Here is a 14,523-nt window from a genome sequence, read left to right as displayed (position 1 = left end):
ATCCTATGAAAATAACGAAAACGAAACTCGTTTCGGGCATCGTTATCGTGGTTGCACTCGTAGCCAGTTACCTGTTTATGGGACCGCAACCGAATAACCCAACGAAATTGCCTGCACCAACGACGGAAGCGGCTGGGCAGCAAGTTGAAGGGAAGAGTCAGGTTGCCCAGCAGCAGCCTGATTCTTCAAAAGCTGAACCCTCAGCCGTGCAGCCATTAACGGAACAGCCGGCAAGCACGGTTAAACCGCCCGAAGCAGCTCCTACGCAAACGCCGGAACCAAAGAAGGCAGTACCCGCTAAAGAATCCGATAAAGACTCTCCAAAGGAAACGCCTACGCCTGTTGCCAATCAACCTGTAGGAAGCCAACCTCCTGCCAGCCAACCTGCTGACAAGCAAGAGATTGATCCTAAGACAGGTAAAGATAAATACTTAACGGAGCCTGTCCCGTCCGGGAAGCCGCTGCCAGTTGAACCTCAGAACATCAAAATTTCAGACAAGGCCATGACGGCTACCTTATCCGTTACTTGTTTGACCATTTTAGATAACATCAAGCTGCTGGATAAGGAAAAGGTAGAGCTGGTGCCAAAGGATGGAGTCATCCTTCCAGCGACTAAGGTAACTTTCTACGAAGGCGAATCTGTGTTTAACGTTCTGCAAAGGGAAATGAAAAAGCACAAAATTCATATGGAGTTCGTAAATACCCCCATCTACAATTCCGCCTATATTGAAGGCATCAACAATCTCTACGAATTTGACGTCGGAGAACTCTCTGGTTGGATGTTTAAAGTGAACGGCTGGTTTCCCAATTACGGAAGCAGTCGGTATCAGTTGAAAGATGGCGACGTCATTGAATGGGTCTATACGTGTGACTTAGGACGTGACGTTGGCGACACTTATAATGCTATGGGAGCAACAAAACAATGAAAGATGCGTTCTCAAGCTATCATCCTCTTGTTAATTTTCTTTATTTCGTTATGGTCATTGCGTGTTCGATGTTTTTCCTTCATCCGGCATGCTTGATCATTTCTCTATTTTTCTCGTTCGCCTATTCGATTTACTTGAATGGGAAAAAGGCGATTCGGTTTAATTTTCTTGTTATGCTGCCCATGCTGATTATAACGGCACTCATCAATCCTGCGTTTAATCACGAAGGAGTAACGATTCTAACGTATTTGGACAACGGGAATCCGCTCACGTTGGAGTCGATTACGTTTGGCATAGCCTCGGCTGCGATGCTGATAACAGTTATCTGTTGGTTTTCTTGTTACAATGCGGTCATGACCTCCGATAAGTTTATTTATTTGTTTGGCAAACTAATCCCGGCAATGTCGCTCATTTTTTCGATGGTGCTGCGGTTCGTTCCGACATTCAAGGCTCAATTTCAAAGGGTATCGGATTCACAAAAATGTGTAGGCAGAGACATTTCGAATGGCGGCGTGATTACTCGGATCAGACATGGCATCCGAATCATGTCCATTATGATAACCTGGGTGTTGGAGAATGCCATTGAAACGTCGGATTCCATGAGAAGCCGCGGATACGGGCTGAAGGGAAGAACGGCCTATTCTAATTACACGTTTGACCGACGTGATCGATGGGCTCTTGGTGCTTTAACGCTAGCAGGAGGTTACGTCTGGATAAGTTCGTTATGCGGAGCGATGTATTTCAGATATTATCCGTCGATGAAAGGGCATGGGCTTTCCGCTTTTACGATTAGTGGATTAGGTGCTTATGCTGTCATGTGTGCAATTCCTTTAATTATGAATGTATGGGAGGATAGGAAGTGGAAGCATTTGCAATCGAAAATTTAACATTTTCTTATCCTGGTAGCGATAAACTGGCACTCGACAACATCTCTTTAAAAATAAAACAAGGCGAATTCATTACCTTATGTGGAAAATCAGGGTGCGGTAAATCGACACTGCTGCGCCATTTTAAAACCGTGCTAACGCCTCATGGCCAAAGGAGCGGTCTAGTCCGCTTTGAAGGTGAGGATCTTGGTACGGTTGATACAAGAACGCAATCATCCCGGATCGGCTACGTATTTCAGTCGCCAGACAATCAAATTGTGACCGATAAAGTTTGGCATGAGCTGGCCTTCGGGCTGGAAAGCCTAGGTTATCGTACGCCAGCCATCAGGCTGAAGGTTGCTGAGATCGCTAACTTTTTCGGGATGCAAACCTGGTTTCATAAGTCCGTCTCAGAGCTCTCGGGTGGGCAAAAGCAACTCTTAAACTTGGCCTCCGTGATGGTCATGCAGCCTTCGGTTTTAATTTTGGATGAACCAACTAGCCAACTTGATCCTATTGCTTCTTCAGATTTTCTGAATACACTGGTGAAGGTCAATAGAGAATTAGGAACAACGATCATCATTTCCGAGCATCGCTTGGAGGAACTTTTGCCGGTTTCCGACAAGGTAGCCATTTTGGATAACGGTAAAGTTATTACCTATGATTCACCCCGAAATGTGGGCAAAGTGCTTAAAGAAACGAAGGATGCGATGTTCTTCGCCATGCCTGCGCCAATGAGAATTTATTCTCACATCCCTAATGATTTGGAATGCCCGATTACGGTTCGGGAAGGCCGAAAATGGCTGGACGACCTGGCTCTGTCTTCGCATGTCATTACAACTACTCCGGAAAAGACGCAAGCGAATCAAAAGGGCAAGGTTGCCGTTGAGCTAAAGGAAACGTGGTTTAAGTATGAGAAAGCAGCCCCTGATATTGTGAAAGGCTTGTCTATATCCGTTCACTCCGGTGAAATATATGCCATTTTAGGAGGGAACGGCGCTGGCAAAACGACCGCTTTATCTCTGATAGCAGGCTTAAAAAAGCCATATCGGGGAGAGGTTAAACTAGGTGGCAAAAAAATTCAAGATCTATCCGATCATGAGAAATACGGCGGTTTGCTCGGGGTGCTTCCTCAGAATCCGCAAACCCTTTTTGTAAGTAAAACCGTGGAAGCGGATCTTTGCGAGATGTTCATCGGAAGAGATGTCAACAAAGAGGTTGTGCAAGAAAAAATAGAGCAAGTAACTGAGCTATGTGAGCTTGGCGGCCTATTACAAAGCCATCCGTATGACTTGTCCGGTGGTGAGCAGCAGAGAGCTGCGCTTGCGAAGATCTTGCTGCTTGAGCCTGAAATCCTGATGTTGGATGAGCCTACGAAGGGGCTGGACAACCATTTTAAACTGAAATTGGGCGAGATTCTTCATAGCCTCAAACTTGCAGGAACGGCCATCATTATGGTAAGTCACGATGTTGAGTTCTGTGCATCCTATGCGGATACCTGTGCGATGTTTTTCGACGGCAAGATTGTGTCAGAAGGCACACCGCAGCAGTTTTTCACAGGCAACAGTTTCTATACAACGGCAGCAAGCCGCATGTCCAGGCATCTGATTCCTGGTGCGGTTACATCGGAAGATGTGATTAGGGCTCTTGGTGGAACCGTGCCGGAGCGGGATTTTAGTATCCGAAAGTTACCAGAACCACGGCTTACAAAAAAAGAAACGGACTTCCCAAAAAGTGATGCAACGGATCAAACACCGATTGATAAAAGGAAGTTATCTCAACGAACCATCATTGCATCCTTTATGATTTTGCTGATTATACCGTTAACCATATGGTTTGGTATTTATTATTTGAATGATCGGAAGTACTATTTTATCAGCTTGCTCGTGATCCTTGAAACCATGCTGCCATTTGTGATGCTGTTTGAATCCAGGAAACCCCAAGCGAGAGAATTGATCGTGATAGCGGTCTTATGTGCCATAGCGGTAGCTGGAAGAGCGGCGTTTTTTATGGTTCCCCAGTTTAAACCGGTTGTTGCGATGGTGATTATCTCGGGCGTTTGTTTAGGCGCAGAAGCGGGATTTCTTGTTGGTGTGGTTACCGGGTTTGTTTCCAACTTTTTCTTCGGGCAAGGACCTTGGACGCCATGGCAAATGTTTGCTTTCGGCATCATCGGCTTTCTGGCCGGCCTGCTATTCAAGAAAGGTATTCTAAGGAGAAATAAAGCAGCCCTATGCATCTTTGGAGGGCTAACGACGTTCTTCATCTATGGCGGTCTTCTGAACCCGGCCTCCGTGCTGATGTCCCCTGTACAGCCAACCAAAGAAATGTTCCTGTTGGCCTATCTGCAAGGAATTCCCTTTGATCTCATACATGCCGCTTCTACGGTGATTTTCTTGTATTTTATTGCTAAACCTATGCTTTCCAAGCTTGATCGAATAAAGTTGAAATATGGTCTAATTGATTCCTAGGGGGATAGCGATGACAACTTTGCAGCAATTGAAATATGTAATTGAGGTAGCGAACCGCAGATCGATTAATGAAGCGGCTAAAAGGTTGTTTATTACGCAGCCTAGCCTATCGAATGCGATCAAGGATTTGGAAGAAGAAATACAAATCTCCATATTTGAAAGATCCAATAAAGGAATAACACTTTCCAAAGAAGGTGTTGAATTCTTAAGTTACGCGCGGCAAGTTGTCGAGCAGGCTGAATTATTGGAAAGCCGGTACCTGAATGCGAAGCCTTCACCGCAGCATTTCTCAGTCTCCACGCAGCATTATGCATTTGCGGTAAATGCCTTTGTCAGCCTGATCCAGGAATTCGGATTAGATGAATATGAATTTGCGCTGCGTGAAACCAAAACGCATGAAATTATCGAAGACGTTCAAACTCTGCGCAGCGAAATCGGTATTTTATACTTGAATGAATTCAATGAAAAAGTCATAAACAAGATGCTGAAATCCGCCAATTTGCAATTTAACAGTTTATTTAAAGCGAAACCGCATGTGTTTATCAGCGTTAAAAATCCATTGGCCAGTCAGTCGATTGTCACCATCGAACAGCTCGAGGAATATCCTTATCTCTCCTTTGATCAAGGTGAGTATAATTCTTTTCATTTTTCAGAGGAAATTCTGAGTACGATCTCCCATAAGAAAAGCATACGAGTAACGGATCGCGCTACGCTCTTTAATTTGTTAATAGGTCTCAATGGTTATACGATTTCAACGGGTGTTTTGAACGCGGATTTGAACGGTAACGAGATTATTCCTGTCCCTTTGGATTGTGAGGAAACCATTCATGTGGGGTGGATATCCCATAAAAATACGATGTTAACTAAGTTAGGCGCAGCTTATGTTGAAGCGCTAAAGCAGGCAATTTCCAAGTAAACTTCATACAATTCCAAGCATTTTCGGAACGTGATCATTATAGCCCAAAACTATAGCTAGATATATGTTATTCGAATTACTTTATATCTGCGAATTTGTGATAATTTTTATATAACAAATTGAAGAGGGGTTTTAATGATGGCGAAAAGCAGTGTATTGGGATACCCGCGTATTGGTGTAGATCGCGAATGGAAGAAAGCTTTGGAATCGTTCTGGGCAGGAAAAATCGAAGAAACAGAATTTCAAAATAAACTGCAAGAAATTCGTTTGACTCATTTGCGTAAACAACAAGAAAAAGGCATCGATTTCATTCCGGTTAATGATTTCAGTTATTACGATCATATCCTGGATACAGCCGCTATGTTCGGAATTATTCCGAAACGTTTCTCTTATGAGGGTGGCCCTGTACCGTTATCGGTTTATTATGGCGTAGCTCGTGGAACGAATGGTGCAGCAGCAAGCGAAATGACGAAGTGGTTTAACACGAACTATCACTATATCGTCCCTGAATTGGCGGATGCTTCGCCTGTACTTACCGAAAACAAACCTCTTGCAGCGTATAGAGAAGCTAAAGAGAAGCTTGGTATCGAAGGGAAACCGGTGATTGTTGGACCATTAACTTTCCTCAAGCTATCTAAAGGATACAGCACATCGGAGACGGATGCATGGTTGAAGCGGTTAGTTCCACTTTATGTCCAAGTCCTTCAAGAGCTTGCCGAAGAGGGCGTGCAATGGGTACAAATTGATGAGCCAATTCTTGTAACTAAATTAAACCAGGAAGACCTACAGCGTTTGTCGAGTATTTATGAAACGATTGCTGCAGCCGTTCCAACCCTTAACATCATGCTGCAAACTTATTTTGAATCGGTAGAGAACTATAATGAAATTGTCAAATTACCGGTTAAAGGAATTGGGCTTGATTTCGTGCATGGGTACACTGGCAATCTAATAGCTATTAAAGCGCTTGGTTTCCCGGCGGATAAAGTGCTGGGTGCAGGTGTCATTGACGGACGCGGTATCTGGAGAGCTTCTCTTCGGGAGAAGATGGAGCTGCTAAATGAGCTAACGGAATTCGTGTCCGCTGATCGTCTAATTGTACAGTCCTCCTGCAGCTTGCTTCATGTTCCGGTAACGACAGAACGCGAGACGAAGCTCACAACAGAATTGAGAAACGCTCTGGCATTTGCCGATGAGAAGCTCGGCGAGCTTGTTCTTTTAACGAAAGCATTAGCTTCAGACGCTGAAGAAATTATAGATGAACTGATCAAAAGTGATGCGGCTATTCAAGCTTTGCAGCAATCGGAGGAACGCAACCGCGTCAACATTCAGCAAGCTGTAGCTGCGCTAAGCAATCAGCAACCGGAGCGTTCCCATCCCTTTGCCGAGCGCCATGAAGCTCAACAGGCAAAATGGCAGCTGCCTATTTTCCCGACAACGACGATCGGCAGCTTTCCACAATCGGCAGAAGTGCGAAAAGCGCGTCAATCATGGCGTAAAGGCGAGTGGAATAACGAGCAGTATGCGCAGTATATTCGCGATCAAATCGACACTTGGATCGACCTGCAGGAAGAGATCGGGTTGGATGTTCTCGTACACGGCGAGTTTGAGCGTACGGACATGGTCGAGTTCTTCGGAGAAAAGCTGGCAGGCTTTGCTTTTACACAGAACGGTTGGGTACAATCCTATGGTTCGCGCTGCGTGAAGCCGCCGGTTATTTTCGGAGATGTGGCGTTCAAGGGTGAGATGACGGTTGAAGAAACGAAGTATGCCCAGTCCAAAACTTCACGTCCTGTAAAAGGGATGCTGACAGGACCGATTACCATCATGAACTGGTCATTCGTTCGTGACGATATTCCGCGTGAGCAAATTGCTTATCAATTAGCTTATGCGCTTAGACAGGAAGTGGAGGCTCTTGAGCAAGCAGGCATTGGCATGATCCAAGTTGATGAGCCCGCTGTTCGCGAAGGTCTGCCGCTGAAAGAAGAAGAGCAAGCCGGTTACCTTGCATGGGCAGTCAAAGCTTTCCGCATCACCACTTGCACCGTACACGAAACAACGCAAATTCATACCCATATGTGTTATTGCGAGTTTCATGACATGATTGACTCCATTGAAGCGATGGATGCTGATGTTATCTCCATTGAGACATCCCGCAGCCATGGTGAGTTGATTCATAGTTTTGAGCTAAATACTTACAAGTTAGGCATCGGGTTAGGGGTATACGATATCCATAGTCCTCGTGTTCCTAGTGTAGAAGAAATGACAGGAATGATTGATCGAGCACTACGCGTATTGGATGCCCGGTTGTTCTGGATTAATCCGGATTGTGGTCTGAAAACACGCGGACTCGAAGAGACTGTCGCCTCCTTGCGCAACATGGTTGAAGCAACGAAGATTGCTCGCGAGAACCATGCTGCAACGGTGTAACGCACAACAACCGATTCAAACATAGAGATTGTATTGAAAGAGCAGATCTGCGATGGCAGCTGCTCTTTTTTTTGCGAGAGAGGGCCAAGTGCAGCATAGTTTTGTCGTTTCCCGAATACTTCAAGTATGAGCATTGAATTACAGAACATGCTTTGAAATAGGGGGAGAGCAAGGTGAAGAAACAAGTTCTTATTTGCTTGATGTTAGGTTTAGCTCTCATGTTGTCGGCTTGTCAGTCGTCCCAAGATGCTTTGACTACACCGAATCCATCGGAGCAGGCATCAGGAACGCCGTCATCAGGGCCCACGACGACACCAACACCCACGATCGAATCAACGGCAATGCCAACATCGACACCTGCGTCGCCTACTGACGCTCCACTTGCGGTATCGCCAACTCCGGCGGCAACGCAAGCACCCGGTTTTGTTCCTCCGTTTCATTTCGAATATCCAGATGCCGTACGTGGGATTTATGTGACAGGCTGGTCAGCTGGCGGGGAGCGTATGTCCAAACTTCTTTCACTCGTTGATAATACGGATTTGAATGCAATGGTCATCGATATGAAGGATGATGATGGCTATATCACTTTTAAACCTGATGGAAAGCTTGCGGAATTTGGTCAGCCTTACATCAAGGACCCCAAGGCACTTCTGAAGACACTCGAGGAGCATAAAATCTATCCGATCGCTAGAATCGTCGTTTTTAAAGATACGGTTATGGCAAAAAAACGGTCTGATCTTTCTTTTATAGATGGCAGCAGCATTTGGCGTAATTCGAACGGTGACAGTTTTATTAACCCATTCCTTAAAGAAACGTGGGATCATAATGTTGAAGTAGCAAAATTAGCGGCTGAACTTGGATTTAAAGAAATCCAATTTGACTATGTTCGCTTCCCGGAAGGTTTTGAAAGCAGGGACAATGTCCTCAAATATACCATGGGTGATTACAAGGATAAAAAACCAACGAAGTTCGTGCAGGAGGAAAAAGACTACGCCGAGGCTTCCAAGAAGTACCAAGAAGACCTGGCTTCCCTGGAGTTGAAGTTAGAAGATGCTTCCAATGCCTACAATGTTGAGAAAAGCGAAGCAAATAAAAAGGTCATGGACGATGCTCAAAAGAACGTGTCTGATCTTAAAAAAGGAGCGCCTCGAGTACCGGACTTCAGCGATAAGGCACGTATGACGCAGCTTCGTGTTGATGCAGTCAGCGATTTTGTTGCTTATGCCAAAGAGCAGCTTAAACCGTATGGCGTAGATGTTTCTGTGGACATATTCGGGTACTCAGCGACATTGCCAGAGGCTCCGGGGATCGGCCAGAACTTTAATCGCATTGCCAGCTCGGTAGATGTCATATCTTCTATGATTTATCCAAGCCATTGGTCTAACGGTTATTTCGGTATTTCGAGACCTGATAAAGAACCATATAATCTCGTGGCTGAGTACATGAAAGCTGAAAAAGCGAAGTTTGCTCAGCTCCAGTCTCCACCCCAGTCACGGCCGTGGATTCAAGATTTTACGGCAAGCTGGTTAGGGGCAGGCAATTATATCAAATACGGCAAGACTGAGGTAGATGCACAAATTAAAGCATTACACGATGCAGGCGTTCAGGAGTATCTCATCTGGAATGCAAACAATAACTATTCAGAGGGTGTGACCTATATTCCGTAAAAAAGCCGCGGCTGTCTTGGACATTATTTCGATGTCCTGGGCGGCCGTTTTTATTGTGAAAAAAGTGCTTGTGTTACCTAAATATCCATGGTATATTATGAAACCTGTCTTGCACGAAGTGAGAAGCAGACTTTTGAATAGTTGCTAAAAATTAATTGAAAAAAACACTTGCAATTGAAATTCTTACATGGTATATTACTTCTCGCTGCTTCGGCAACGCGGTAGTGAACGAAAGAAAATTGATCTTTGAAAACTGAACAACGAGTGAGTAAGCACAGTCGAGTAATCGACTATAAATGAGATTGTAAAATCTCGCTAGCAAGTCAATGAGCTTTTCAGCTTTCAATAAACGGACGAGCAATCGGCCACTATTATGGAGAGTTTGATCCTGGCTCAGGACGAACGCTGGCGGCGTGCCTAATACATGCAAGTCGAGCGGAGCACTTCGGTGCTTAGCGGCGGACGGGTGAGTAACACGTAGGCAACCTGCCTATAAGACTGGGATAACTATCGGAAACGATAGCTAAGACCGGATAACTGGTTTTCTCGCATGAGAGAATCATGAAACACGGAGCAATCTGTGGCTTATAGATGGGCCTGCGGCGCATTAGCTAGTTGGTAGGGTAACGGCCTACCAAGGCGACGATGCGTAGCCGACCTGAGAGGGTGAACGGCCACACTGGGACTGAGACACGGCCCAGACTCCTACGGGAGGCAGCAGTAGGGAATCTTCCGCAATGGACGCAAGTCTGACGGAGCAACGCCGCGTGAGTGATGAAGGTTTTCGGATCGTAAAGCTCTGTTGCCCTAGACGAACAGCAAGGCGAGTAACTGCGCTTTGTGTGACGGTATAGGAGAAGAAAGCCCCGGCTAACTACGTGCCAGCAGCCGCGGTAATACGTAGGGGGCAAGCGTTGTCCGGAATTATTGGGCGTAAAGCGCGCGCAGGCGGTTAATTAAGTTGGGTGTTTAAGCCCGGGGCTCAACCCCGGTTCGCATCCAAAACTGGTTGACTTGAGTGTAGGAGAGGAAAGTGGAATTCCACGTGTAGCGGTGAAATGCGTAGAGATGTGGAGGAACACCAGTGGCGAAGGCGACTTTCTGGCCTATAACTGACGCTGAGGCGCGAAAGCGTGGGGAGCAAACAGGATTAGATACCCTGGTAGTCCACGCCGTAAACGATGCATACTAGGTGTTGGGGATTCGATTCCTCGGTGCCGAAGTTAACACAGTAAGTATGCCGCCTGGGGAGTACGCTCGCAAGAGTGAAACTCAAAGGAATTGACGGGGACCCGCACAAGCAGTGGAGTATGTGGTTTAATTCGAAGCAACGCGAAGAACCTTACCAGGTCTTGACATCCCGATGTAACACCTAGAGATAGGTGCCCTCTTCGGAGCATTGGAGACAGGTGGTGCATGGTTGTCGTCAGCTCGTGTCGTGAGATGTTGGGTTAAGTCCCGCAACGAGCGCAACCCTTGATCTTAGTTGCCAGCACTTCGGGTGGGCACTCTAAGATGACTGCCGGTGACAAACCGGAGGAAGGTGGGGATGACGTCAAATCATCATGCCCCTTATGACCTGGGCTACACACGTACTACAATGGTCGGTACAACGGGAAGCGAAGCCGCGAGGTGGAGCCAATCCTTATAAGCCGATCTCAGTTCGGATTGCAGGCTGCAACTCGCCTGCATGAAGTCGGAATTGCTAGTAATCGCGGATCAGCATGCCGCGGTGAATACGTTCCCGGGTCTTGTACACACCGCCCGTCACACCACGAGAGTTTACAACACCCGAAGTCGGTGGGGTAACCCGCAAGGGAGCCAGCCGCCGAAGGTGGGGTAGATGATTGGGGTGAAGTCGTAACAAGGTAGCCGTATCGGAAGGTGCGGCTGGATCACCTCCTTTCTATGGAGACTCGGGTCTGAAACGACCCAGTCAAGTATCTTCGGATACACAACGTTTACTCACTCGTGTTCAGTTTTGAAAGGTTAATCCTTTCAAAATAGTTGACAACCAACATCGCTTTGCGCATGTAATGGTTGCAACATTGTTGACGAATCTACGATTCGCAACTTGTTCCTTGAAAACTAGATAACGAAACAAAACGTAAAGTAAGAACTTAGGTAGCAATACCAAATGTATTTTTTCTAGGTTAAGCTAGAAAGAGCACACGGAGGATGCCTAGGCACTAGGAGCCGAAGAAGGACGTGGCGAACGACGAAATGCCTCGGGGAGCCGTAAGCAGGCTTTGATCCGGGGATGTCCGAATGGGGGAACCCAGCTGTGGTAATGCGCAGTTACCATGTAGTGAATACATAGCTGCATTGGAGGCAGACCCAGGGAACTGAAACATCTAAGTACCTGGAGGAAAAGAAAACAAAAGTGATTCCGTCAGTAGCGGCGAGCGAAAGCGGAATAGCCCAAACCAAGGAGCTTGCTCCTTGGGGTTGTAGGACCTCGTTGTGGCAAAAGTTCGTTAGGCGAAGTGATCTGGAAAGGTCCGGCATAGAAGGTAAAAGCCCTGTAGCCCAAAATGAACGTATGCCTAGAGGTATCCTGAGTACGGCGGGTCACGTGAAACCCCGTCGGAATCCGGCAGGACCATCTGCCAAGGCTAAATACTCCCTAGTGACCGATAGTGAAGCAGTACCGTGAGGGAAAGGTGAAAAGCACCGCGGAAGCGGAGTGAAAAAGAACCTGAAACCGTGTGCTTACAAAAAGTCAGAGCACTCTTTATGTGTGATGGCGTGCCTTTTGTAGAATGAACCGGCGAGTTACGTTCCCGTGCGAGGTTAAGTCGAAGAGACGGAGCCGCAGCGAAAGCGAGTCTGAATAGGGCGCTTTAGTACGTGGACGTAGACCCGAAACCGTGTGATCTACCCCTGTCCAGGGTGAAGGTGAGGTAACACTCACTGGAGGCCCGAACCCACGAATGTTGAAAAATTCGGGGATGAGGTGGGGGTAGCGGAGAAATTCCAATCGAACTCGGAGATAGCTGGTTCTCCCCGAAATAGCTTTAGGGCTAGCCTCGGATGTGGAGTTGTGGAGGTAAAGCACTGATTGGGTGCGGGGCCCGCCAAGGGTTACCAAGTCCAGTCAAACTCTGAATGCCACAAACTTAAATCCGGGAGTCAGACAGTGAGTGCTAAGATCCATTGTCAAAAGGGAAACAGCCCAGACCATCAGCTAAGGTCCCCAAGTGTGTGTTAAGTGGGAAAGGATGTGGAGTTGCACAGACAACCAGGATGTTGGCTTAGAAGCAGCCACCATTGAAAGAGTGCGTAATAGCTCACTGGTCGAGTGACTCTGCGCCGAAAATGTAACGGGGCTAAACACGCCACCGAAGCTATGGCTTGCATCACCTTCACTGCGTCTTTGAATCGTGGTTAGCCACGGGACATTAGCCAGAATCAACCTTATCGGTTATTCAAGATTCTGGCCAAATGATCCCAGCTAAACACGCGGATTCAAAGCTGGAGTGAAGATGATGCATGGGTAGGGGAGCGTTGTATGTACGTTGAATTCTGACCGTAAGGACAGGTGGAGCGCATACAAGTGAGAATGCCGGTATAAGTAACGAAAAGATCAGTGAGAATCTGATCCGCCGAAAACCTAAGGGTTCCTGAGGAAGGCTCGTCCGCTCAGGGTAAGTCGGGACCTAAGGCGAGGCCGAAAGGCGTAGTCGATGGACAACAGGTGGAAATTCCTGTACCACCGTAGCCGTTATGAGCAATGGAGTGACGCAGAAGGATAGTGACGCGAGCTGATGGATGCTCGTCCAAGCAGTGAGGCTGGTTAGTAGGCAAATCCGCTAACCGTAAGGCTGGGCTGTGATGGGGAGGGAAATTTTAAGTACCGAAGGTCATGATTTCACACTGCCAAGAAAAGCTTCTAGCCAGGCGAAGGTGCCCGTACCGCAAACCGACACAGGTGGGTGAGAAGAGAATTCTAAGGCGCGCGGAAGAACTCTCGTTAAGGAACTCGGCAAAATGACCCCGTAACTTCGGGAGAAGGGGTGCCTCGGTAGGGTGAATAGCCCGAGGGGGCCGCAGTGAAAAGGCCCAAGCGACTGTTTAGCAAAAACACAGGTCTGTGCGAAGCCGCAAGGCGAAGTATACGGGCTGACGCCTGCCCGGTGCTGGAAGGTTAAGAGGAGTGGTTAGGGGGCAACCCCGAAGCTATGAATTGAAGCCCCAGTAAACGGCGGCCGTAACTATAACGGTCCTAAGGTAGCGAAATTCCTTGTCAGGTAAATTCTGACCCGCACGAATGGCGTAACGACTTGGGCGCTGTCTCAACGAGAGATCCGGTGAAATTTTAATACCTGTGAAGATGCAGGTTACCCGCGACAAGACGGAAAGACCCCATGGAGCTTTACTGCAGCTTGATATTGGACTTTGGTACGATCTGTACAGGATAGGTGGGAGCCTTTGAAGCCTGAGCGCCAGCTTGGGTGGAGGCGCCGTTGGGATACCACCCTGATCGTATCGGAGTTCTAACCTGGTACCGTGATCCGGTATGGGGACAGTGTCAGGTGGGCAGTTTGACTGGGGCGGTCGCCTCCTAAAATGTAACGGAGGCGTTTAAAGGTTCCCTCAGAATGGTTGGAAATCATTCGCAGAGTGCAAAGGCATAAGGGAGCTTGACTGCGAGACCTACAAGTCGAGCAGGGACGAAAGTCGGACTTAGTGATCCGGTGGTACCGAATGGAAGGGCCATCGCTCAACGGATAAAAGCTACCCTGGGGATAACAGGCTTATCTCCCCCAAGAGTCCACATCGACGGGGAGGTTTGGCACCTCGATGTCGGCTCATCGCATCCTGGGGCTGAAGTAGGTCCCAAGGGTTGGGCTGTTCGCCCATTAAAGCGGTACGCGAGCTGGGTTCAGAACGTCGTGAGACAGTTCGGTCCCTATCTGTCGCGGGCGTAGGAAATTTGAGAGGAGCTGTCCTTAGTACGAGAGGACCGGGATGGACGTACCGCTGGTGTACCAGTTGTCTCGCCAGAGGCACCGCTGGGTAGCTATGTACGGAGGGGATAAGCGCTGAAAGCATCTAAGCGCGAAGCCCCCCTCAAGATGAGATTTCCCAGTATGTAAGACCCCTTGTAGACGACGAGGTTGATAGGTTCGAGGTGGAAGTGCGGCAACGTATGCAGCTGACGAATACTAATCGGTCGAGGGCTTAACCAATAAACCTATAGTAGTTACTTTACGCAAGTTTCGTATCTAGTTTTCAAGGCGCAAACCA

Annotated in this window: 6 protein-coding genes and 2 rRNA genes; all 8 read left to right on the top strand. The window is 47.5% G+C overall.

Annotated elements, in window-relative coordinates; genetic code table 11:
- Window positions 1-5: 5 nt before the first annotated feature.
- The 8 genes from ACKTT9_RS26710 to ACKTT9_RS26675 all read left to right on the top strand — a co-directional run bounded on the left by ACKTT9_RS26710 (window position 6) and on the right by ACKTT9_RS26675 (window position 14,465).
- A complete protein-coding gene (locus ACKTT9_RS26710; protein WP_407868283.1) occupies window positions 6-926 on the top strand; it encodes a DUF4430 domain-containing protein in 921 nt (306 codons plus the stop codon).
- Window positions 923-1,813 carry an energy-coupling factor transporter transmembrane component T gene (locus ACKTT9_RS26705; RefSeq protein WP_407868282.1) on the top strand — a complete coding sequence of 297 codons (891 nt, stop codon included), beginning with the start codon at window positions 923-925 and terminating at the stop codon, window positions 1,811-1,813. Before ACKTT9_RS26710 ends, ACKTT9_RS26705 begins: the two co-directional genes overlap by 4 nt.
- Complete coding sequence (locus ACKTT9_RS26700) at window positions 1,786-4,263, top strand: ECF transporter S component (protein ID WP_407868281.1); 2,478 nt, start codon at window positions 1,786-1,788, stop codon at window positions 4,261-4,263. The genes ACKTT9_RS26705 and ACKTT9_RS26700 overlap by 28 nt, the downstream gene beginning before the upstream one ends.
- Before the next feature lie 10 nt (window positions 4,264-4,273).
- Window positions 4,274-5,179: a LysR family transcriptional regulator gene (locus ACKTT9_RS26695; RefSeq protein WP_127456288.1), complete on the top strand. Its 906-nt coding sequence runs from the start codon at window positions 4,274-4,276 to the stop codon at window positions 5,177-5,179.
- A gap of 138 nt (window positions 5,180-5,317) precedes the next feature.
- On the top strand, window positions 5,318-7,606 hold the full coding sequence (metE, locus tag ACKTT9_RS26690) for a 5-methyltetrahydropteroyltriglutamate--homocysteine S-methyltransferase (RefSeq protein ID WP_407873121.1): 2,289 nt from the start codon (window positions 5,318-5,320) through the stop codon (window positions 7,604-7,606).
- Between the two features lie 173 nt (window positions 7,607-7,779).
- Entirely contained in the window at window positions 7,780-9,273 is a 1,494-nt protein-coding gene (locus ACKTT9_RS26685) for a putative glycoside hydrolase (protein ID WP_407868280.1), read from the top strand.
- A gap of 370 nt (window positions 9,274-9,643) precedes the next feature.
- Window positions 9,644-11,179, top strand: a 16S ribosomal RNA gene (locus ACKTT9_RS26680).
- A 245-nt stretch (window positions 11,180-11,424) separates the two neighbouring features.
- Window positions 11,425-14,465, top strand: a 23S ribosomal RNA gene (locus tag ACKTT9_RS26675).
- Together the 16S and 23S rRNA genes form the textbook arrangement of a ribosomal RNA operon.
- Window positions 14,466-14,523 lie beyond the last annotated feature (58 nt).

It is taken from the genome of Paenibacillus sp. P36, assembly GCF_045866505.1.
Classification (GTDB): Bacteria; Bacillota; Bacilli; order Paenibacillales; family NBRC-103111; genus Paenibacillus_E; species Paenibacillus_E chondroitinus.
Note: the sequence above shows the minus strand (reverse complement) of the source record. Positions and strands in the feature narration are given on the sequence as shown.

Coding starts and splice junctions, on each gene's coding strand:
- ACKTT9_RS26695 (WP_127456288.1), top strand. CDS start 4,274: ATGACAACTTTGCAGCAATTGAAATATGTAATTGAGGTAGCGAACCGC.
- metE (WP_407873121.1), top strand. CDS start 5,318: ATGGCGAAAAGCAGTGTATTGGGATACCCGCGTATTGGTGTAGATCGC.
- ACKTT9_RS26710 (WP_407868283.1), top strand. CDS start 6: ATGAAAATAACGAAAACGAAACTCGTTTCGGGCATCGTTATCGTGGTT.
- ACKTT9_RS26705 (WP_407868282.1), top strand. CDS start 923: ATGAAAGATGCGTTCTCAAGCTATCATCCTCTTGTTAATTTTCTTTAT.